This window comes from uncultured Fibrobacter sp., from assembly GCF_900316465.1.
Taxonomy (GTDB): domain Bacteria; phylum Fibrobacterota; class Fibrobacteria; order Fibrobacterales; family Fibrobacteraceae; genus Fibrobacter.
Map to the genome: position 1 here is coordinate 1 of NZ_ONDD01000046.1, position 22,524 is coordinate 22,524.

The 22,524-nt window shown below is 50.7% G+C and carries 15 protein-coding genes; 12 read left to right on the forward strand and 3 right to left on the reverse strand.

Going from position 1 to position 22,524, the window contains the following annotated elements; genetic code table 11:
• The 9 genes from QZN53_RS12440 to rnc all read left to right on the forward strand — a co-directional run.
• A partial coding sequence (locus QZN53_RS12440; RefSeq protein ID WP_205428154.1) for a glycoside hydrolase family 9 protein occupies positions 1-2,366 on the forward strand: 2,366 nt, incomplete at its 5' end.
• A 157-nt stretch (positions 2,367-2,523) separates the two neighbouring features.
• Positions 2,524-5,043, forward strand: coding sequence for a glycoside hydrolase family 9 protein (locus QZN53_RS12445; protein ID WP_163439243.1), 2,520 nt, complete (start codon positions 2,524-2,526; stop codon positions 5,041-5,043).
• Positions 5,044-5,201: 158 nt separating this feature from the next.
• Complete coding sequence (locus QZN53_RS12450; RefSeq protein WP_163439244.1) at positions 5,202-5,384, forward strand: hypothetical protein; 183 nt, start codon at positions 5,202-5,204, stop codon at positions 5,382-5,384.
• Complete coding sequence (locus tag QZN53_RS12455; protein ID WP_163439245.1) at positions 5,381-6,160, forward strand: glycoside hydrolase family 9 protein; 780 nt, start codon at positions 5,381-5,383, stop codon at positions 6,158-6,160. The genes QZN53_RS12450 and QZN53_RS12455 overlap by 4 nt, the downstream gene beginning before the upstream one ends.
• Positions 6,124-7,497 carry a glycoside hydrolase family 9 protein gene (locus tag QZN53_RS12460; protein WP_163439246.1) on the forward strand — a complete coding sequence of 458 codons (1,374 nt, stop codon included), beginning with the start codon at positions 6,124-6,126 and terminating at the stop codon, positions 7,495-7,497. Before QZN53_RS12455 ends, QZN53_RS12460 begins: the two co-directional genes overlap by 37 nt.
• Positions 7,498-7,644: 147 nt before the next feature.
• The gene (fabD, locus tag QZN53_RS12465; protein WP_163439247.1) at positions 7,645-8,565 is read left to right on the forward strand and encodes an ACP S-malonyltransferase; all 921 of its coding nucleotides are present in this window, start codon (positions 7,645-7,647) and stop codon (positions 8,563-8,565) included.
• Positions 8,566-8,593: 28 nt separating this feature from the next.
• Positions 8,594-9,334 (forward strand): 3-oxoacyl-[acyl-carrier-protein] reductase, encoded by a 741-nt coding sequence (fabG, locus tag QZN53_RS12470; RefSeq protein ID WP_072800985.1) that lies wholly within the window; start codon positions 8,594-8,596, stop codon positions 9,332-9,334.
• A 51-nt stretch (positions 9,335-9,385) separates the two neighbouring features.
• Positions 9,386-9,625 (forward strand): acyl carrier protein, encoded by a 240-nt coding sequence (gene acpP, locus QZN53_RS12475; protein WP_072800986.1) that lies wholly within the window; start codon positions 9,386-9,388, stop codon positions 9,623-9,625.
• A gap of 82 nt (positions 9,626-9,707) precedes the next feature.
• Positions 9,708-10,526 carry a ribonuclease III gene (gene rnc / locus QZN53_RS12480; RefSeq protein ID WP_163439248.1) on the forward strand — a complete coding sequence of 273 codons (819 nt, stop codon included), beginning with the start codon at positions 9,708-9,710 and terminating at the stop codon, positions 10,524-10,526.
• 48 nt (positions 10,527-10,574) lie between these two features.
• On the opposite strand, the gene QZN53_RS12485 is transcribed toward rnc, so the two are convergent.
• Both QZN53_RS12485 and QZN53_RS12490 read right to left on the reverse strand, forming a co-directional pair.
• The gene (locus QZN53_RS12485) at positions 10,575-11,789 is read right to left on the reverse strand and encodes a hypothetical protein (RefSeq protein ID WP_163439249.1); all 1,215 of its coding nucleotides are present in this window, start codon (positions 11,787-11,789) and stop codon (positions 10,575-10,577) included.
• Positions 11,790-11,792: 3 nt separating this feature from the next.
• Positions 11,793-12,665 (reverse strand): DUF4423 domain-containing protein, encoded by an 873-nt coding sequence (locus QZN53_RS12490; protein ID WP_294653429.1) that lies wholly within the window; start codon positions 12,663-12,665, stop codon positions 11,793-11,795.
• 148 nt (positions 12,666-12,813) lie between these two features.
• On the opposite strand from QZN53_RS12490, the gene QZN53_RS12495 reads away from it, so the two are divergent.
• Positions 12,814-14,544 (forward strand): arabinofuranosidase catalytic domain-containing protein, encoded by a 1,731-nt coding sequence (locus QZN53_RS12495; protein ID WP_072800989.1) that lies wholly within the window; start codon positions 12,814-12,816, stop codon positions 14,542-14,544.
• A gap of 221 nt (positions 14,545-14,765) precedes the next feature.
• Here QZN53_RS12495 and QZN53_RS12500 read toward each other — a convergent pair whose 3' ends face one another.
• Positions 14,766-16,403 (reverse strand): fumarate hydratase, encoded by a 1,638-nt coding sequence (locus QZN53_RS12500; protein ID WP_163439250.1) that lies wholly within the window; start codon positions 16,401-16,403, stop codon positions 14,766-14,768.
• A gap of 397 nt (positions 16,404-16,800) precedes the next feature.
• Here QZN53_RS12500 and QZN53_RS12505 point away from each other — a divergent pair, with 397 nt between their 5' ends.
• Both QZN53_RS12505 and QZN53_RS12510 read left to right on the forward strand, forming a co-directional pair.
• Entirely contained in the window at positions 16,801-17,442 is a 642-nt protein-coding gene (locus tag QZN53_RS12505; RefSeq protein ID WP_163439251.1) for a hypothetical protein, read from the forward strand.
• Positions 17,443-17,809: 367 nt separating this feature from the next.
• Positions 17,810-22,524 (forward strand): glycoside hydrolase family 9 protein (locus QZN53_RS12510; protein ID WP_294653432.1); only part of this gene is annotated, 4,715 nt, incomplete at its 3' end.

Here is a 22,524-nt window from a genome sequence, read left to right on the forward strand (position 1 = left end):
TTTACCCGATGGAATGGAGTACGGCCGCCGTTGAAGAAGGCGGAACGGTCTACGATTTTGCCAATTTCAAGGTAAACGAAAAGGATACTGTGGTCGGTACCCCGGAGTCCGGAGCAAAGCCGGCGGACTTCAAGGCGAACGCCTATATCGCGGACACCTTGAACCAGGCCTACCTCGATGCCTTGATTTTGCAGCCCAGTGACATCCGCGTGAACCAGGCCGGTTACCTGACGGATGATCCCGAAAAGCAGTTCTACTATGTTTCGGATAAATGCGAAGAGGCTACCTATTCCGTTGTGGACTTGGATGGCGAAGAAGTCGCTAAAGGTGGCAAATTCAAGGCAAATGGCACATCTGACCAAGTCATCAGAGTGGTGAATGCTTCTGTTAATTCGTTGCTTAAGCGTTATATGGTGGAAAAGACGATTCCCGGAGCCAAGGTGTGTGCAGGCAAGCTTGCCGAGTTGGCGGCCCTCCCCACGGACAAACGCCTTCGCATCAAGGTGGGCAAACAATATTCTTCGACCTTTATTGTGAGCGACAAGGTCTATTCCATGGTGCGCGACGCGAACCTCAAGTTCTTTGGCGTGCAGCGCAGTGGCGATTCTGATTCCTGGTTCCACGGACCGAGCCATGTACACGATACCATTCTTGGCGGTTGGTATGATACTGGCGATTTCTTGAAGGCGGCGCCGACCATGGGTTATGCCTTTATGATGCTTTCGGTGCTTTCGACAGTTCACCCGGAACGCGACGAAGACCATTACGCCTTCAACCACAACGAAATCGTAAAGACGGACGGCATTCCGGACATGCTGCGCGAAGCGCGCCATGGTGCAGAATTTTACCTGCGTTCTTATGAGTACGCCAAGGGCGAAATCAAGGATATGATCGTAAACATTGGTGATGAAACTGATCATAATTATTGGACTCGTGCGGATAGTATGGAATCGATTGACCCGGTGCCTCCAAGACCGGTTATACATGGCATTGGCCCAGGCATGTCTGCTCAGGTTGCGGCTGGCCTTGCTTTGTTGAGTGTGCGTTATGCAACGTATGATAAAGCCTTTGCGGATAGTTGCCTTAAGGTGGCTGAAAAACTGTATGCCTATGCCAAGGAACACTTTGGAGAAGAGGAATACTGCCTTGCTGGGTTCTATGCCTGTACTATTAACTCGAACCATATTGATGCTCTTGCGATGGCGGCCATTGCGCTTCATTATGCGACTTACGAAAAGACGAAGAAGATGGATTACCTGAATGATGCTGCCGAAGACAAAAAAATATCCGACAATTCTCAAAATCATAAATATGAGTCGGGTTTTGCGGGTGGCTGGCTTGGTAGACCTTCTGGTTTTTCTTCGGCGGGTTGGACTTCAACTGACGATGAACGCTATGCGATTACGTCGTATGCCTTTTACAAGTTGCTTTTGGCAGATAAGGAAACAGCTGCTAAATATGGAATTCAGGATTCCTTACGCATTGACTATACGAGCAGATTAAAGGACGCTCTTGCAAAAAATGTGTATAATGATGCTGGGAGTGATGGTGATAATTCTGTGATTATACATTTTGGACCGGATGATCATCGTCGAGTTGAAAATTTTTATTACGCTACGCCATGGTATGTAAAGCCGTTTTTTAATTTCGCCCCTGTTCGTTATGAATCTGGTTTGATATTAAATATGCTTGCGTATGCAGAAGTTGCAAAATCTGATGAGATTCGTCAGCTTGCCATAAACAAGATGAATTACATTCTGGGTGCTAACCAATGGGATATGTCTTTTATGGTGGGTGTGGGCGACAAGAACGATGCGCATGCCCACAACCGTACGGCAAACCCGGAAGGTTGGAATAGGTTTGATAAGGAGAATATGGCGGAACGTCCTGTGGGTTATAGCTACAGACCGCCGGTCGGCGCTCTCTTGGGTGGGTCGATGAGCGATACTCTGCTTTCTGACTGGTATGAGTATGGTTCAATAGAAACGGCCATAGACGTTAATGCCACCTTCCTTGCGGCAAACGTGCTTCTTTCTCCGGCTGCTACCGCTGCCGACACGTCTAAGAAAGATACGACCAAAAAGGATGCCATTGTCAATGTACCTGAAATCGGTGTCGCTGGCCTTGAAATCGTGAACCGCGGCATGACTCTGGATGTGAACTACACGCTCCCCACCGAGCAGAACGTGAAAATCACGCTGGTGTCGGTGAAGGGCAAAATCCAGAGACAGTATGCTCCGGGCCGCCAGACCGCCGGCAGCCACGCCTTGCAGTGGAATGTAGAGGCAATCCCCGCCGGCGCCTACATCGTGAATTACACCGCCGGCAGCTTCCACCAGCACAAACTGGTGAAGATTACACGCTAGAATGTCTTCCCGGCCGAAGAGCGGGTTAGTGGGCACTTGCAATTTATTGCTTATGTGCCCACAATCCTCGGAACGGGGAGATCTCCTTTTACGGTTTTCTAAAGCGCTTGCAATTCTTATTATATTGTATTACAGAGAACAAAAGAGAGGAGAAATTATGCGTTTAGCATCCCTTATTCCGTTTGTAGCGGTTAGCGCGTTTGCTGCTGACACCCCGTTTGACCTGATTCGTCCGGTTTACCCGATGGTATGGAGCACTTCCGCTGTTGAAGATGGCGGAACAGTCTATGATTTTGCCAATTTTAGCGCAAACGAAAAGGATACCGTGGTCGGTACTCCGGAGTCCGGTTCAATGCCGGCAGATTTCAAGGCCAACGCCTACATCGCGGACACCTTGAACCAGGCGTTCATCGACGCCTTGAGCTTGAAGGTCGGCAACATCCGCGTGAATCAGGCCGGTTACCTGCCGGATGACCCCGAAAAGCAGTTCTACTACGTTTCGAATAGTTGCGAAACGGCTACCTATTCCGTTGTCGACTTGGACGGCAAGGAAGTCGCTACGGGCGGCAAGTTCACGGCTACCACGGATTCTGCCAAATCTAATAGAACAGTGAAGGCGTATGTCAATTCTCTTCAAGAGCGTTACACGGTGGAAAGGGTCTCTCCCAAAACCAAACTGTGCGCAGGCAAACTTGCCGAGCTGGCAGCCCTTCCCACGGACAAACGCCTCCGCATCAAGGTGGGTAAGGAATATTCTTCGACCTTTATTGTGAGCGACAAGGTCTATTCCATGGTTCGCGATGCGAACCTCAAGTTCTTTGGCGGTGAACGCAGTGGCGATTCGGAGTCCTGGTCCCATGCTTCGAGCCATGTGCACGACACCATTCCTGGTGGTTGGTACGATGCAGGTGACTTTTTGAAGATGGCTCCGACGATGGGCTATACCTTCTTGGTGCTTTCTGTGCTTTCTGCTGTTCATCCGGAACGTGACGAAGACCATTACGCCTTTAACCACAACGAAATCGTAAAGATAGACGGCATTCCGGACATGTTGCGCGAAGCTCGCCACGGTGCAGAATTTTACCTGCGTTCCTATGAGTATGCCAAGGGCGAAATCAAGGATATGATTGTCAAGGGCGAAATCAAGGATATGATTGTAAACATTGGCGATGCTGAGGATCATAATTATTGGAATCGTGCGGACAGTATGGAATCTGTGAAACAGTTGCGCCCTAGATCGGTTCTGCATGGTATTGGCCCTGGTATGTCTGCCCAGGTTGCTGCTGGCTTAGCCCTGTTGAGCGTGCAATATGCAACGTATGATAAAACTTTCGCAGATAGTTGCTTGAATGTCGCCATCAAACTGTATGCCTATGCCAAGGAACACTTTGGTGAAGAGGAAGTTTGTGTCGATGGCCTTTATCCCTGCAGCAATCCATCAAAATATGTCGATGTTCTTGCGATGGCGGCTATTGCCCTCCATTATGCGACTTACGAGAAGTCGAAGAAGATGGATTACCTGAACGATGCTGCTGAAGATAAGACGATTAATGACAACAGAGATGCCAAGTATCGCTTCGATTATTTCTCTGCAGGTTGGTTGGGCTCTGGAAGAGGTTTTTATGCAGGTGGCTGGCCTTCGGATTATGATAATCGATTTGCGATAACGTTGTATGCCTTCTACAAGTTGCTTTTGGCCGACAAGTCTACGGCTGAAAAATTTGGCATTCAGGATTCTGTCCGTCTGGATTATATCCAGAGGGTGGTCTATTCGATGGCTAGAGGCGTTGCAGATGGTGCAAGTGGAGGGGAAAATGCAATAAGTCTTCTTGGCGGACGTGATTTGCATTATCCGACTCCATGGTTTGTTACGGTAAGCTTAGCATGGGGCGTGAATCAATATGATTCTGGCAACATTATCAATATGCTGACTTACGCTGAAGTTGCCAAAGATATTGAAACCAAGAAGACGCTTGGGGATACTTTAGTTTGGAATCATGCTAAGGTACGTCAGCTTGCTATAAACAAGATGAACTATATCCTGGGCATGAACCAGTGGGATATTTGCTTTATGATGGGCGTAGGTGACAAGAACGAGGCGCATCCCCATCACCGTACCTCTAATCCGGAAGGTTGGAATGGGATGGCTGTTGATGAATATTTTAACTATATAGATTTGACGGCGCCGTATAGCTACAGGCCGCCGGTCGGTGCTCTTATGGGTGGTTCATTGGACGATTCTTTGACTTCTGATTGGGCAAAGTATACCGCTACAGAAACTACTATAAACGGCAATGCTTCGTTCCTTGTGACAAACGTACTTCTTTCTCCGGAAAAATCTACTGCCACTGCAGACACGTCTAAGAAAGATACGACCAAGGTTGATTCTACGAAGGATGCCATTGTCGATGTGCCCGAAATCGGTGTCGCAGGCCTTGAAATCGTGAACCGCGGCATGACTCTGGATGTGAACTACACGCTCCCCACCGAGCAGAACGTGAAAATCACGCTGGTGTCGGTGAAGGGCAAAGTCCAGAGACAGTATGCTCCGGGTCGAGAGACCGCCGGCAGCCACGCCTTGCAGTGGAATGTAGAGGCAATCCCCGCAGGCGCCTACATCGTGAATTACACCGCCGGCAGCTTCCTCCAGCACAAACTGGTGAAGATTACACGCTAGAATGTCTTCCCGGCCGAAGAGCGGGTTAGTGGGCACTTGCAATTTATTGCTTATGAGCCCACAATCCTCGGAACGGGGAGATCTCCTTTTACGGTTTTCCAAAGCGCTTGCAATTCTTATTATATTGTATTACAGAGAACAAAAGAGAGGAGAAGCATATGCGTTTAGCATCCCTTATTCCGTTTGTAGCGGTTAGCGCGTTTGCTGCTGACACCCCGTACGACCTGATTCGCCCGGTTTACCCGATGGAATGGAGTACGGCCGCCGTTGAAGAAGGCGGAACGGTCTACGATTTTGCCAATTTCAAGGTAAACGAAAAGGATACTGTGCGGACACCTTGAACCAGGCCTACATTGATGCCTTGAACCTGAAGGTCAGCAATATCCGCGTGAACCAGGCCGGTTACCTGCCGAGCGACCCTGCAAAGCTGTTTTATTACGTTTCGGATAAATGTGAATCGGCGACCTATTCCGTTGTGGACTTAGAAGGTGAAGAAGTTGCCGCGGGAGGCAAGTTCTCGGCTTTCGGGAAAATTGACCAAACGGTTAGAGTGGTGAAGGCGTACGTCAATTCTCTTGACAAGCGTTATACGGTGGAAAAGACCGCTCCTGAAGCTAAGGTATGCGCAGGCAAACTGGCCGAACTTGCAGCGCTCCCCACAGACAAGCGCCTCCGTATTAAGGTGGGTAAGGAATATTCCTCGACATTCATCGTGAGCGACAAGGTTTATTCCATGGTGCGCGACGCGAACCTCAAGTTCTTTGGCGTGCAGCGCAGTGGTGATTCGGAGTCCTGGTTCCATGGGCCGAGCCATGTACACGACTCCATTCCCGGTGGCTGGTACGATGCAGGTGACTTCTTGAAGGTGGCTCCGACGATGGGCTATACCTTCTTGGTGCTTTCGGTACTTTCGGCAGTCCATCCGGAACGTGACGAAGACCATTACGCTTTCAACCACAACGAAATCGTAAAGACAGACGGCATTCCGGACATGTTGCGCGAAGCTCGCCACGGTGCAGAATTTTACCTGCGTTCCTATGAGTATGCCAAGGGCGAAATCAAGGATATGATTGTCCTGGCATGTCGGCGCAGGTTGCAGCAGGCCTTGCCCTGTTGAGCGTGCGTTATGCAACGTATGATAAAGCCTTTGCGGATAGCTGCCTTAAGGTGGCTGAAAAACTGTATGCCTATGCCAAGGAACACTTTGGTGACCCGGAAGTTTGTGACGAAACTTTGTATGCCTGTGGGGTACAGAAGCCTTATGATGTTCTTGCGTTGGCAGCTATCGCGCTCCATTATGCGACTTATGAAAAGTCAAAGAAGATGGATTACCTGAACGATGCTGCCGAAGACAAGACGATTAATGACAATGAGTATGCCAAGTATGGTTTCGAGTATTTCTCTGCGGGTTGGTTGGGCGTTAATCGTGGCTTTACTTCAGGCGGCTGGACTTCAGATTATGACAATCGCTTTGCAATAACATTGTATGCCTTCTACAAGTTGCTTTTGGCAGACGAGGAAACCGCTGCAAAATATGGCATTAAGGATTCTGTGAGAATCGATTATACTAAAAGATTGGTGAATTCTCTTGTAAGAAGTGTGAGTGATGATTTAGGAAACGGTGATGATGAACATGTGGATTTGCCTTATAATGATGGGAGTCATTGTGAGTTCCGTTATGATAAGCCATGGTTTGTAACAAATCATTTTAATTGGCACCCGAATCGTTATGAAACTGGCACGATTTTAAATTTACTTATTTATGCAGAAGTTGCAAAATCTGCTTTGATCCGTCAGCTAGCCATAAACAAGATGAATTACATTCTGGGTGCAAACCAGTGGGATATCTGCTTTATGACGGGGGTGGGCGACAAGAATGAAGCGCATGTCCACAACCGTACGGCAAATCCGGAAGGTTGGAATGGAATGACTGTTGATGAATATCTTAACTATAAAGATTTTTTGGCGTCGTATAGCTACAGGCCTCCGGTTGGAGCTCTTATGGGTGGCTCGATGACGGATTCTTTGATTTCTGACTGGGTAATATTTACTTCAACAGAGACTTACATAGACGCCAACGCGTCGTTCCTTGTGGCAAACGTACTTCTTTCTCCGGAAAAATCTGCTGCTGACACGTCCAAGAAAGATACCACCAAGGCCGACTCCACGAAGGAAGCGATTGTCGAAATTGCGAAAATCGGCGAAGCCCGCCTGGCTGTCGTGAACAACGGTGTGACCCTGGATGTGAACTACACGCTCCCCACGGAACAGAACGTGAAGATTTCGCTGGTGTCTGTGAAGGGCAAAGTCCAGAGGCTGTATGCTCCGGGCCGCCAGACCGCCGGCGGCCACGCCTTGCAGTGGAATACGGAAACAATCCCCGCCGGCGCCTACATCGTGAATTACACCGCCGGCAGCTTCCACCAGCACAAACTGGTGAAGATTACACGCTAAAACGTGTTCTTACAAAAACGTGTTAAAAATCTTTTATTTACAATTTCTTGTATACAGGGGCAGGCGATCCGATGACGCCTGCCCTTATTTTCTAAATTGTAGCGCGAAACAATAAAAATGCGGTCTAGCCGCAGAGGTATATATATAATGTCTAAGACGATTTTGCTTTTCCCCGGCCAGGGTGCCCAGTATGTGGGCATGGGCCAGACGCTCGCTTCTACTTTTGAACCGGCCAAGAAACTCATGATGCAGGCCGACGAAATTCTCGGTTTCTCGCTTTCCAAGCTCATGGCCGAAGGTCCCGAAGATGTTTTGAAGAGCACCGACAACACGCAGCCGGCTCTTTTTACCGTGTCTGCCATGGTGATGGAACTCCTCAAGTCCGAAGGCTTTGCCTTTGACTATGTGGCCGGTCACTCTCTCGGTGAATACTCCGCTATTTACGCCGCCGGCGGTTTCAGCTTTGAAGAAGGTCTCCGCTTGGTGCGTACCCGTGGCGAACTCATGGCCAGTGCCGGTTCCAAGAATCCGGGTGCCATGGCTGCTATCATGGGCCAGGACGAAGCCAAGATTCTTGAACTTTGCGAAGCCGTGAAGGATGCTGGTACCGTGGTTCCGGCAAACATCAACTGCCCGGGCCAGATTGTGGTGTCCGGTGCGGTCGCTGGCGTGAACAAGCTCGTTGAAAACTGCGGTGCCGCCGGTATCAAGGCCATTCCGCTCGCCGTGTCTGGCGCCTTCCACAGCCCGCTCATGCAGTTTGCACAGGCAGGCCTTGCCGAAGCTATTGCAAAGACCAAGTTTAACGATGTCGAAAAGCCGGTCATTGCCAACGTGATTGCTGAACCGGTCACGAAGGGTGCCGAACTTGCCGAACTTTTGGTGAAGCAACTGGTATCTCCGGTCCGTTGGAACGACTGCATGAACAAGGCTATGTCCTTGGGCGTGACGCAGGGCGTCGAAGTGGGTTCCGGCAAGGTGCTCATGGGCCTGATGCGCAAGATTAGCCGCGACGTGAAGGTTACTCCGGTCGAAACGATCGAAGCTTTCCAGGCTCTCAAGGGATAATTTTAACTACAAACCACAGGTAACTACTATGGGTAAACTTACTGGTAAAAAGGCAATCGTGACCGGCGCTTCTCGCGGTATCGGTCTTGCCATTGCAACCAAGCTCGCCAGCGAAGGTGCTGACGTTGCCATTCTCTCTACCTCGGTCAAGGAAGAACTGGCCGCTAAACTTTCCGCCGAACTTGGGGTGCAGGTCAAGAGCTATGCTTGCAACGTGGCCGACTCCGAAACGGTGCAGAACGTGTTCAAGCAGATTATTGCTGACATGGGCACGGTCGACATTCTGGTGAACAACGCCGGTATTACCCGCGATGGCCTGCTCATGCGCATGAAGGACGAAGACTTCGACGCCGTGATCGCCACCAACCTGCGTTCCGTGTTCCTTTGCACCCGTGCCGTGGCCCGCACCATGATGGGCAAGCGCACCGGCCGTATCATCAACATTTCGAGCATTAACGCCCTGCACGGCCAGGCTGGTCAGGCAAACTATGCCGCAGCCAAGGCTGGCATTATCGGCATGACCCGCTCGAACGCTATGGAATTTGCCTCCCGTGGCATTACCGTGAACGCCATTGCCCCCGGTTTTATCGGTACCGACATGACCGCTGCCATGGATGAAGCCACCAAGGAAAAATATGCCGCCCAGATCCCCCTCGGACGTATCGGAAAACCCGAAGATATTGCCAATGCGGCCGCATTTTTGGCATCCGACGACGCCTGCTACATCACCGGCCAGATTCTTGGTGTCGATGGTGGGTTGAACGCCTAGGCATTTTTTACTAAATTTGAACTCAAACAATCAATCCAAATGGAGATTACAATGAACGAAGAAATTTTCAAGAAGGTCACCGCTGTTATCGTTGACAAGCTCGGCGTTAAGGCTGAAGATGTGAAGCCGGAATCCGAATTCGGTAACGACCTCGGTGCCGACTCCCTCGACCGCGTGGAACTCGTGATGGCCCTCGAAGACGAATTCGAAGTCGAAATCCTCGACTCCGACGCCGAAAAGTTTGCCAAGGTTGCCGACGTGGTTGCCTTCATCGAAGCTAAGAAGGCTTAATTTATTAGCCTCTCTCGATAAGAAACTAGACTGGGTGGCCCGGAATGGGTTGCCCTTTCTTTTTTAAACTTGAAACCTATCTATGGAAAATCAAAATCTACTCCACAAAGTGCTGAAACTCTGGTTTCGCCAGAAGTCCGATGGCGGGCTTGAGGCGAAGCTCGGGTACCGGTTCAAGGATCCTGAACTTTTGGCGCACGCCCTGGTGCACCGCTCCTTTTTGACGGGCACGGACATGCCTTACGTGAGCAACAACGAACGTCTGGAATTCCTGGGCGATTCCGTGCTGAACATGCTCACCACCGAATACCTTTACAAGACTTACCCCGACGACCCGGAAGGTGAACTTTCCAAGCGCAAGAGCGCGATTGTTTCGGGACATGCCTGCGCGCAGTCTTCCAAGGAATGGAGCCTGAGCGAATACGTGAAGGTGGGCAAGGCCGAAGAAAAGCTCGGCGGCCGCGGCAAAGAAAGTATTCTGGCCGACGCTTACGAAGCGGTTCTTGGCGCCGTCTATCTGGATGGTGGCCTCGAAGAAGTCCGCGTGATTCTGAACAAGTTCCACTTTCCGCGTGTGCAAGAGATTATCTCTGCCGAAGACTTTATCAACCACAAGAGTGAATTGCTGGAATATCTGCAGGGCAAGCTCCGCACGGTGCCGGAATATGTGGTGGTCGATGAATCGGGCCCGGAACACCAGAAGGTGTTCACGGTCGAAGTCCATGTGGACGGCCGCGTGTACGGTCGCGGACAGGGTGGCAACAAGAAGAAGGCCGAACAGGAGGCCTCTCGCGTGTCGCTCGAAATGCTTTTAGCTGAGGCTGCCAAAGCCGAATCGGAAAAAGGCCCCGAAGAATCGAAGCCTAAAAAGCAGAAGCAGCGCCACGTCGGCCTGCCGTAATCTTGTCTTTTGCATTGTCATCCCGGGCTCCGACCCGGGATCTCCTTTTTACTTGATGATAAAGTCGCTGGGCTTGATGCCGTAGAACACGACGTCGTCAATCCAGAATTCTGTGCTGTCGTAGGCGGCGATCGAAATCGTCGTCACGTTCTCGCTGATGACTTCCCAGCCGAGGTTTCCGTACTTGTCGTCGCGCGGCTTGAAGTTTTCGGGCTTTATAACTCGGCGCGTCCACTCGTCGCTAGTCTTGAGCGTGTCGTAGGCGAGTGTCTTGCCTTCGGTGTTTGATTCGCCCAAGGTTTCCAGGATAATCGAGATGACGCCTGTGCCGCGAGCGTAGTAAACGATAGAATCGGTCGCGGACAAGTCGCAGGGCGATTCTTCCTTGCAAATCCAGATTCCGTAGAACGACCAGGAACCACGCATGGCTGCCGAAGTTTCCCAATAAATAGCGTTCCCTTCGCGATCTGCGCCCGCTTCGACAATGAATTCCGAGAGGTCTTTGCGGGTTTCGGGAATGATTTCGACTTCGGGAGTCGTCTTGACGCTTGTGTCGGTAGAAGACATGTAGCCCGTTTCGCTGATGCCGAGTTCCTTGATTGTGAATTGGGCACTTGCCGATTCAAAATCCAGCACCTTGACCGAGTCGGGCTCGAAGGTGCGCACGTTTGCAGAAACATCTTCGCCGGCATCGATTTTGGTGGACTGTTCGACAACGCTGTCGCCAATGATCACGCGCATGTCGTATTCGTACGGCGGCAGCGAATCCATTTCGTAAAAGCCTTCGCTGTCGGTTTTAACCAGGCGATCGGTGCCGTACACTTGCACCCAGGCGTAGTCGACGCTGTCGGGCAAGTAAACCTTGCCGCGCAGGCTGCCCGTTTTTTCGAGGGCGTACTGTACGGAATCGCCTTCTTGAATGTCTTTGGCCGAAATCTTGGTGAACAGGCCTTCGCCGGCGTCGACAATTTCAATCATTGCCTCATTTACGCTAAGGCTGTCGATGTGAATTTGGCCCAAGGAATCGGTCGTGAATTCCTCGAAGAAAATAGCTTTGGAAGAATCGTCTTCGATGTCGCGGACAAAGTCCACGGAACGCATGCGGGCGACAACGCCCACCGCCGGTTTAGAATCTTCACGGACAATCTGAATCAAGAACGCGTTTTCGGTTTCAACGGTACTAATGCCCGCGACTTCTTTGTCGGAGCAAGCCCAAAAGGCCAGGGGCGCTAAACACGCGAGTAGCAAAAACAGTCGTTTCATGTTTTACCCCTCTTTCTTGGTTCGTGGATCGTTAGAAATGTCGGCCACCGGGTAAAGCGCAAATACAAACTGCATAGCGCGGTTAGGCTTGTTGACCTCGGCCACTCTGCGTTGTACCTGGCGCCTGAACTCCAGAGTCATTTCGTTCAAGTCGGCAAAGCAGTCCTCATCGACTCCCACCAGCAGCGAAGAAATATTGCGCTTGGCAGGTTCCACTGCAATCAGGGAGTTCTGCGCGAGCGCCAAAAGTTGATTCTGGTAGCTGCGGATGGCGGCGGTCTTTGTGGCTGACCCTGCCGATGTAAAGTTAGCAGTTGTTGCGGCGTAACGTTCCGAGGCAAGCGGCGTAATGAGCTTTAAATCCTTCAAAACGGTTATGGCTTCGCGGACTTGGTCTTCGGAAACGGTCGGCGAAATCTGCTTGACCAGGTGCGAAACTTCGGCATGCCCGCCATTCATCTCGATAAGGGCGCGCACCACGGGAATCCACCACTTGCTTAAGAACAGGTATTCGCTTGCACTCAGCTTGCGCAAGTCCACATCTTGCAAGGCGAGCGCCATCTTGTAAAGCTTGTCCTTTTTGGCGGGGGACTTGGTCTTGGAGGCGGCCACCAGAATTTCGAAAAGTTCGCCCTTGCGGCCCTTTAGGTCGAGCAAGTCTTTTGCCAAGGGAATGCTGCGGTTCGGCAGGTGCAGTTCCTTGTTCAGCACTCGGAAAATCTGGCTTGTTTCAAGCCCCAATTTTTGCCCCATTATCTTGTAGGAATACAGTGGCATATCCAGCTTGCGCTGGGTATAGTAATTCTTGAGCAGGTCCCTGTAATCGCTTATTTCGTCAATGTTGAGCATAGGCCAGTTCCCTAAATAGTAATCCATTCAATAAAATAACCTTTTCTCGGGCCGAAAAGCAAAAAAAGAGCGAATCGTTTTTGACAAAAATGCAATAGAAGAATCTCCAAAGGCGTGATTTTGGCCCGTTTTAGAGGTAATTTGATATTGGTTGGTAAAAAAGAGGGATGTTGGGATGAAATACAATTCATTTTTGACAGTGCTGGCGCTTGTGGCGCCCACCATGGTCTTGGCCAAAGAAGGCCCCTGTGACATTTACGCAAAGGCAAACACCCCGTGCGTGGCGGCGCATAGTTTGACGCGCGCGCTTTTCGGGGAGTATAATGGCAACCTGTACCAGGTTCGTCGAGCCGATGGAGCCACTAAAGATATTCCGCTCGAAGAAAAGGGCGGGTATGTCAATTCCTCGGTGCAAGACGAATTCTGCAAAGGTTCCAGGTGTACCATCTCGATCATTTACGACCAGTCGGAATACAAGAACGACCTGAAAAAATCGCCCGTGGTATACTGGCTTAAAGAAGGCGGTAAAGAGGCGATTGCGGACAAGGCTCCCATTTACATTAACGGGCGCAAGGCTTATGGCTTTTATCGCGACGCCTGGTCTGCCACCGGTTACCGCAATAACAATACCAAAGGTGTAGCCACCGGCGACGAAGAAGAATCCATGTACATGGTCGTTGACGGCAGACATTACAACGACTTGTGCTGTTTCAACTACGGAAATGCAGAAACAACCGGTAACGATGACGGCCCTGGAACCATGGAATGCATCTACTTCGGAAGCGACAAGGACTGGGGCGGTCCAGGACAAGGAAACGGTCCGTGGGTTGCCGCCGACTTGGAAGACGGCGTATTCAAGGGAAACGATGCTGGTTGGCAATGGGGCAAGACCCATACAACACCGTGGCCAGACGCACTTTCTATTGAAGCAGACTATGTGACCGCCATGCTCAAAGGACCGAATGACGGAACGTTCAAGCTCAAGGGCGGCAGCGCTCAAAAAGGAACCCTCAACACCATGTGGGACGGACCGCGCAAAAGAGGCTACAGCCCACGCAAGCTGCAAGGCGCCATCGTGCTCGGCAATGGCGGTGACGGCAGCGACGGCGGTGCAGGAACGTTCTTCGAAGGTGTGATGACCATCGGAAACCCGCCCGATTCCGTTGACGATTTGGTACAGGCAAACATCGTTGCCGCCGGTTACGGAAGCAAAATTGACATTTTCAAAAAAGTCGAAATTGAACCGTTCAAAGATACACTTACCATCCCCGGAAAAATCGAAGTCGAGAACTATGATAAAGGCGGCAACGGCCGCGGATTCCTGGACAGCGATATCGAAAACGAAAACAGCCTCTACCGCGATGACAACGCAGGCCTCGACAGCGCAGAAGGCGCCATCATTTACGGCTGGGGTTATGCCGATGACTGGTTACGTTACACGGTAAAAGCGTCCAAGAACGACTCGCTCACGCTCACGGCGCGCGTCGCCTCCCCAAGCGATAGCACATTCTTCTCCGTACTCGTTGACGAGAAAAAAGTCGTCACCGTGATGGTCCCGAATACCGGCGACTGGAAGACGTTTGAAACGGTTGCGGTTTCCGTGCCCGCAATTGCAGAAGGTGCGCATGTGCTAAAAATAAAGATTGACAAGCCGTACTTCAATCTCGACTGGATTGAATTTACAATCGCAAAATCCACCACCCAAATGCCGAGATTCAAAAGCAACTTCACTTCAACACCACAAACGGCTACCGTATATGACGTTCTCGGAAATCGCGTTATCACTTTCCGTGCAGATGAAAAGACGATATATAGAGCATGGGATAAAGTTCGTATGAATCTTCCCAACGGAATTTATGTCATCAAAACGAACAATAAAATTGTCCGAGCAGTAAAGACAAAATAAGACACCTCCACACACCCCAAAAACACCCCGCAGGCTCTAGCTTGCGGGGCGTTTCTATTGAAAGGGTGGATATCTGACTAAATGAGACCTTCGAAGAAGTTGTTACCCCAATGAGACTCCGTATTTGGCTATCGCATTAAAGAACTTATGACGCCAAATACTCCGCGCTTCTACGGCTCGTTAATACGAGCCGCATCCGCTTGGCGCAAGGGCAACATCTTTTAAATCAGTCCTTCAAAGAAGTTGTTGCCCTTGTCATCCACGAGGATGAATGCGGGGAAGTCCTTGATGGTGATCTTGCGGATGGCTTCCATGCCGAGTTCCGGGAAGGCCACGATGTCGTTCGAAAGAATGTTCTGTTCAGCGAGAATGGCTGCTGGACCGCCGATGGAGCCGAGGAAGAATCCACCGTACTTCTTGCAGGCGTCGGTCACGTCCTGAGAGCGGTTGCCCTTAGCGACCATGATCATCGAAGCACCCTTGCTCTGGAAGCGCATCACGTACGGGTCCATGCGGTTAGCCGTCGTCGGGCCGAAGCTACCCGTGGGCATGCCTGCCGGAGTCTTGGCCGGGCCTGCGTAGTAAATCGGATGGTCAGACACGACCTTGAGCACGGTCTTTTCTTCGTCCGTGAGTTCTTCGCCGCGTTCCTGCTTGTCGAAGATTTCGGCAATCTTGGCGTGGGCCATGTCGCGAGCCACAATCATCGTGCCCTTGAGGCTAAGGCGCGTCTTCACCGGATACTTGGTGAGGTCGGCGAGCACTTCCTTCATCGGACGGTCGAGATCGATTTCAATAGCCGGAGCGAGGTTCACAGCGTTGCCAGCCGGGATGTAGTTTTCCGGATGGTGTTCCATCTTTTCGAGCCAGAGGCCGTTTTCGTCAATCTTGGCCTTGATGTTACGGTCGGCAGAGCAGCTAACGCCGATAGAAACCGGGCAGCTAGCAGCATGACGCGGAGCGCGAATCACGCGAACATCGTGCACCAGGTACTTGCCGCCGAACTGGGCGCCAATACCTGTCTTCTGGCAGATGTGGAGAACCTTTTCTTCCATTTCGAGGTCGCGGAAAATACGACCGCCTTCGGAACCGCTGGTCGGAATATCATCGAGGTAGCCGCAGCTAGCGAGCTTCACCATGTGGGTGTTCATTTCGGCAGAGGTACCGCCAATCACGATAGCGAGGTGGTACGGAGGGCATGCGGCTGTACCGAGAGTCTTCACCTTTTCGGCGAGGAACTTTTCCAAGGACTTCGGGTTGAGGAGCGCCTTGGTCATGGGCCAGTAGTAAGTCTTGTTAGCAGAGCCACCGCCCTTGGCGACGAACAAGAACTTCATTTCGGCACCTTCTTCGGCGTGGATGTCGATCTGAGCCGGGAGGTTGCAACCGGTGTTCTTTTCTTCGTACATCGTGAGCGGAGCAATCTGGCTGTAACGAAGGTTCTTGGTGGTGTAGGCGTTGTAGACGCCTTCCGAAATGGCTTCGGCGTCGTCAAAACCAGTCCAGACTTGCTGGCCCTTGTGGGCAACGCAAATAGCCGTACCGGTGTCCTGGCAGAACGGGAGAATGCCCTTGGCGGCAACGCAGGCGTTCTTGAGCATAGTGAGGGCGACAAACTTGTCGTTATCCGAAGCTTCCGGATCCTGGAGAATCTTGGCGACCTTGGCCGTGTGGGCCGGGCGCAGGCAGAATTCCACTTCTTCGAAAGCTGCCTGGGCGATCTTGGTCAAGGCTTCCTTGGAAACTTTGAGGATTTTCTTGCCTTCGAATTCGGCGACGGTAACGCCGTCTTTGCCGAGGTTTACGTATTCGGTAGTATCTTCACCGTGCTGGACGGTAGCTTCGTATTTGAATGCCATAGTAGTTAGCCTGTTTTAAGGTTGTTGTTGTCTTCCCGCACCTAGATGACAATAGCCACTTGCAGCTTTGCTGCTTAGTGGATATGATCCTCGGAACGGGGACGGGATCTCCTTTTCCAGCCTGAAAAAAGAATTCTTTTTCTCGGCTAGGAGGGGAAGACAATTGAGGTTGAATGTTTTTTTTATGCGTGTAATTTAAAATTTCTTGCAGTCTCCGTCCTAAAAAAGCTGCCTGAATGGAGTGGTTTAGCCCGCGGCGGTGTGCGAAAAATCGCAAAAAGCCGATGAAAAGACGAAAATAGCGGACAATTTGAACTTTTTTTATAAAAAACTTGGCGAACGACCGAAATTTGTACTATTTTTTACATCGTAAAAAGTTTAAACTGAAGAGGATACTATGAAGATCAAGACTCTCATGCTGGCAACCATGCTTGCCTCTGCTGTTGTTTTTGCAGCCCCGGCTGCCAAGAAGGAAGCTGCCCCGGCCGCTAAGCCCGCCGCTGCCGCTCCTGCCGCCGAAGCCGCCAAGCCGGCTCCCGCAGCTGCTCCTGCCGCAGCCCCCGCTGCTCAGCCCGCCGCCGAAGCTCCGAAGGCCGAAGCCGCCAAGGCTGAACCGGCTCCCGCCGCCGCACCGGCTGCCGCCGCTGCTCCTGCCGCTGCCGACACCGCCAAGGCTACCGAAGCCGCACCTGCCGCTGCTGATTCTACCGCAGCCGCGGCCCCGGCTGACTCCGCCGCCGCTCCGGCTGAAGCCGTAGCCGCCGCCGACACCGCCAAGGCCGATACCGCCAAGACCGAAGTGCTCGAAGCCAAGGCTGAAGAAGCCCCGGTCGACAGCGCCGCTCTCGCCAAGGCCGAAGAAGAAAAGAAGGCTGCCGAAGAAGCCGCCAAGGCCCGTGCCGAAGAACAGGCTGCTCTTGAAAACAGCACCGCCGGTTCTGCCAAGACCTCTATCATGGAAAACCCGTGGGAATTCCTGATCGTGTCTGCCGCCTTCGTTGCTTCTGTGCTCGTGATCATCTTCACCGGCAAGGACTAATCTAGCGGTTTAAAATCCACAGATTTTCAGAGGTCGACACCTACGGGTGCCGACCTTTTTTTGTTGCCACCATGTCATGCCTGTTTTTTTTGTCATGCCGGACTAGGTCCGGCATCTCCTTTTCCACCGCTCGCCTGTAAACAATTTTAAACCTTGTTCTATATATTTCTTACTAAAATCTTTTATACGAAACGGCGTGTCCCAAATCATTGAAAATTGCCGTTTTTGAGAGCAAAAAGCGAACATTTTCTGTTTTTAACGCAACCGCTTTTTGACTAATAAATCTATTTTTAATTTTGTGTATTTGGGCGTTTGCTTAACGGGTGCAGCTGTACCCGCCATTTGGTTGTATACAAAGGAGGCTATTGTGCCTAAAACGAAGTGTCTTGTGTCTGCGATGTTTATCGCGATGGCTGCTGTGACTGCCATGGCTGCAACTCAGGAACAACCTACTCCTTACGATTTGCTCCGTCCGATTTTCCCGCTGACTTGGGATTCCACTGTATTTGACACGTTTGACACGACAGTGACCATAAAGCACAATATGGTGCCCAAGAACCGCACCCCGGCCGCTTACATGCCGAATGTCCTTATTCCCGATACTTTGAACCAGGCTTACCTGGATGCCATGAACACGCATATTTCTCCGATTCGTGTGAACCAGGCCGGTTACCTTGAAAAGGACCCTGAAAAGCAATTCTTCTATGTGGGTAACGCTTCTACTTTCGAAGTGGTGGATATCGACGGTAAATCCCTGGACCCGAAGGTAACGGGTACATTCCAGCCCAGCACTAAGACGACTTCTTCTACTTGGCGTATCATTGCTGGTACCAATGCTGCAACTCATGATAAACTGCGCTACGAAGTTAACATTACAGGCCCTTCGGGAACTATTCAAGTCGGACATCTTCCGGCTGGACTTCCTACCAAGACCCGTCTTCGCGTTAAAGTCGGGAATGAACTTTCTAGTACGTTCATTATAAGTGATGAAGTTTATTCCATGGTGAAGAATGCCGCCCTTAAGTTCTACGGAATCAACCGTAGCGGCAATTCGGAATCTTGGTTCCACCCGGCAAGTCATACTTTGGATGGTATGGGCGCTCTTGCGAAGATTACCGGAGAGGGAAATGCTGCTCAATTTTATTCGGGCGTCAACGAGGCTATGGCAGGAACGTTGGCTGGTGGCTTCTATGACTGCGGCGACCACTTGAAGGAATCCCAGACGCAGATGTTTGCCATGGCGGTGGCCGCCGTGATGACGGCTACGAACCCCGATGCCGACGATGACGTTTACGCCTTTAACCATGGTGAAACGGTGAATACCGACGGTATTCCGGACATGTTACGCGAAGTAAAACATGCTGCTGATTTTGTCCTTAAAGCCTATGTACGAGCCAAGGGCGTGATTGATGATATGGCGCTTTCGATTGGTGATTTCCAACCTGACCATATGTGGTGGGGTCGTCCGGAAACCCAGGACAAGTTGCCAATGGATTCGAGCAAGGGGGACCCGGCTATAAGCAGAGGTGGTCCTTTAACTAGACACGTTCGTTTGGGGGAAATTGGTTCTTCTGTTGCTGGTGAAACGGCTGCGGGCCTCGCTATTTTGGCTAGGAGTTATGCCGAATATGATAAACCCTTTGCCGATAGCTGCTTGATGGTTGCTAAAAAGATGTATGAATTCGGAAAAAATATTGCTACTGGTAAAACAGCAGGGTATAAGTACAATACGACTCCTCTTTTTAACACCCCGGCATATAACGGTTCTACCATTTTCCATGACGACATGGCTCTTGCTGCAGTAGGTTTGCTCTATGCCACTAAGGATACGACGTACCTTTACGATATCGCTGAAAACCCCGCGTTGCGAGGCGACCAAGGCAAACAGGACTTTGCGTATGATAACCCACGGGGATTGTTCCGTGGCGGGTGGTTCACCTTCAAACAGGCTGGTTTCTTTAAAAACGGCGCCAATACGGACTGGGCTAGTACTTTTACATTTGCCTTGTATGCGTTCTATAAATTGATTCTTAAAGATGAAGCGACGGCCGCCTCGTACGGCATTAGCAACGATAGACGTTTGGAATATGCAGAAGATGTTGCTTACACTATGGCGACCAACGTGTCTGCCGTCTCTTATAAAGAATCAGGAGTGCCGAAAGAATCCATCGTATTGCCTAAGGGTATGGGGGGATGGGGTGTTGCTGATGCTGGTACATTGCAATACGAACCGATATGGTACACCATGTACACCACTCAGACTTGGATTTATAACCGTTACCAGTTAGGCAACACGATTGACGTTTTTACTTATGCTGATGTGACAAAAGATTTGGAAGGTGTGGCATTACCCCAAACTGGTATTCAAGACTGGAAGTCTGCCGAAATGTACCAGTTGGGCATTAACCAGTTGAACTACATGCTAGGCATGAACCCCTGGGATGTTTCGTTTATTTATGGTATTGGTGACAAAAATGATGCTCACCCGCACCACCGTGCCGCTAACCCCGAAGGCAAGAACATGCCGGGTGCCGCCTACAAGTACAGGCCCCCTGTAGGTGCTTTATTTGGTGGTGTTAGGGCAGATGAACCGTGGAATCCCGAAGGTCATGGTGGAACAAGTAACGCGAGCTGGGATAATTATAAAATTTCTGAAGCTTGTCTTGATGCTTCTGCAATCCTCATTGGAAGTACGATGTTGGTCGCTCAGAAATCCGATAGAACCGTAGCTCCTGATGTTAACGTGGAAATCCGCCATGTGAGCATGGACTCTGCCATTGTGGTGGTCAAACTTTCAAAACGTGGAACTTCGACCATTTACTACGGCACTAGTGAAACCTCAATGACCGAGGTTGCTGTTCCAGACAGTAATGTGGCGGGAGTGCGTCATGAAATCATCTTGCGCGATTTGCAGCCGGGGACGGGGTACTACTTCTATGTTGTGGGTGCGAACGCCTACAATCCGGACAACAAGACCACCAAGTACATGGTGGATTCTACAAAGACGCCGTTTAGCTTTACTACACTCAATACGGTGGAAAGTGCCCAAATTACGAACGTGACCGTGTGTAACCTGTTTGGCGATAGTGCCGAAATCATGTGGTACACCCCGAACGGTGAATACGAATCCAAGATTTATTGGGATACGGTTCCGCATACGAACCCCTCTGAGTACGCCTTTAACAGTGGCGCTGGCAATGCCGACGTGTCTGGCATTCCGACCAAGTTCCACTACGTAAAAATCGGTGGTCTTAAGGAACAGACGACTTACTATTACATGGTCGAAAGTAACGGACAGCGCACCAATGTGGATGACGAGACGGGTGAATTGCTGAAGTTTACCACGCCAGTGGGTTGGTATGACTTTAGTATTCGTGCTTATCAGTATGTGGATGATGCTAGTGGTCTTGATGCCATGGACATCAATATTTACAATAATGAATCTAGACCGTTCGATAATCTTGAATTGCGCTTGTACTTTACGGCCTTGCCCGAAGAAGTGGATAATTGCGCCTTCCTTATTGATACGGACATTTTGCAGGCGTACGATGAAGCTGGCTTTAACCATCCGCTTTGGGACAAAGATGAAAATAATGTTGGCGATTCCGTCCGTGCGCTTATGAGAGATTCCAAGCCGGAACCGTTGCCTGATACCTATGACCCGGCAACAGGCAAACAGTCTTACTACTTCCCTGTACCTCTCGGCCCAGCTGTAGTGAGGTCTGCGTCTAGAGTTCGTTTGGATTTTATGTTCTCTCAAGGAGGATCCAACGATGGTTTTGAACATTGTGAGACGCATCGTATACCCCAGAAAAAGCAATTGGGTGTAAATACGGGTGACTGGTCTTGGCGCCCGCACAAGTTCTTGGAAGATGGTGCCGATTATGCTGGCATGCCGGTCGAAAGCAAGGACTATGGCGACTTCGATACGGATATTCCTATTAACCCGTTTATTACGGTTTATCGTAAGAATGAATTTATTTGGGGTTACAGCCCGTCTTACCAAGAAATGACCAAGAAGCGTGCCCATTACGAAATGGATGTGCATCTTGATGCTCCGTTTAACGTGTCTGACGGTTCTTACGTGCAGATTGACCAGACTAGCAGCACTGTGTACGTGAGGGGTTATGCCCAGGTCTCGGAACAGGGCTACATTACGCGTATTTGGGCGAACGGTCAAGAAATTAAAACAACTCTTGTTAGGGTTGCTGGTAGCGATGAAATCACCTTGATTGATGTTGAAAATCATGATGTTGTGGCTCATTATAATGTAAAGAGAGGTGATGGCCCCATTGACTCGACTGGTCTTTGGACTTTGAACATTCCTGTGAAGATGAAGATCGGTAGCAACAAGATTGATGTAACGATTTTCGCCGGTGCAAACCCGGAATGCGAAGAATGTGCTGAAAATGGCGGCTGTGCCTTTATCAACCGCAGTTACTATGTGCAGTTTACTCGCGGCAACATGACCCAGTCTATGCTCACTCTTAAGGATGAAGCGGGCAACCCGGTGACCTCTCCGGCAGACCCGTCTAACACTCGTTTCTTTGTTTACTTGAACGATAAGGATAAGGCCGGAACCTCTGCGCCGATCGAAGTCCTGATTGTGAACAACAAGAAGAGCGATACCTTGAAGGTGAAGATGGTGGAAGATGCCTCTAACCCGGGTAGCTTCAAGAGTGCATTTGCTATTACGGCTACTTCTATTGCTCCGGAAGCTCGAAACGGCAACCAGATTTCGTTCTTTGCGGGTGACACCATCCAGGTAATTTATACCGACCCGGATGACGAAGAAGATATCTCGAAGCAGAGCTTCTATGCCGAGGCCAAGTACCCCGAACCCACGAAGGTGCTTGCCCAGGATACCGACTGCGATAACGTGGCCGATAAACTCTTGGTCGAGTTTAGCAACACGCTGATTAGCGACTACAGTTTTGACAGCATTCGCGTGTACTTGCCGGGCATGGCCGACACGGTGACCTTGAAGGTGGACGCCTCGAAGGCTAAGTTGGACGGTATCGCCGACATCAGCCGCTCGCTCGAAGGCCGTGCTGCCGGTGTGAGTGTGCAGAACGTGTCGGG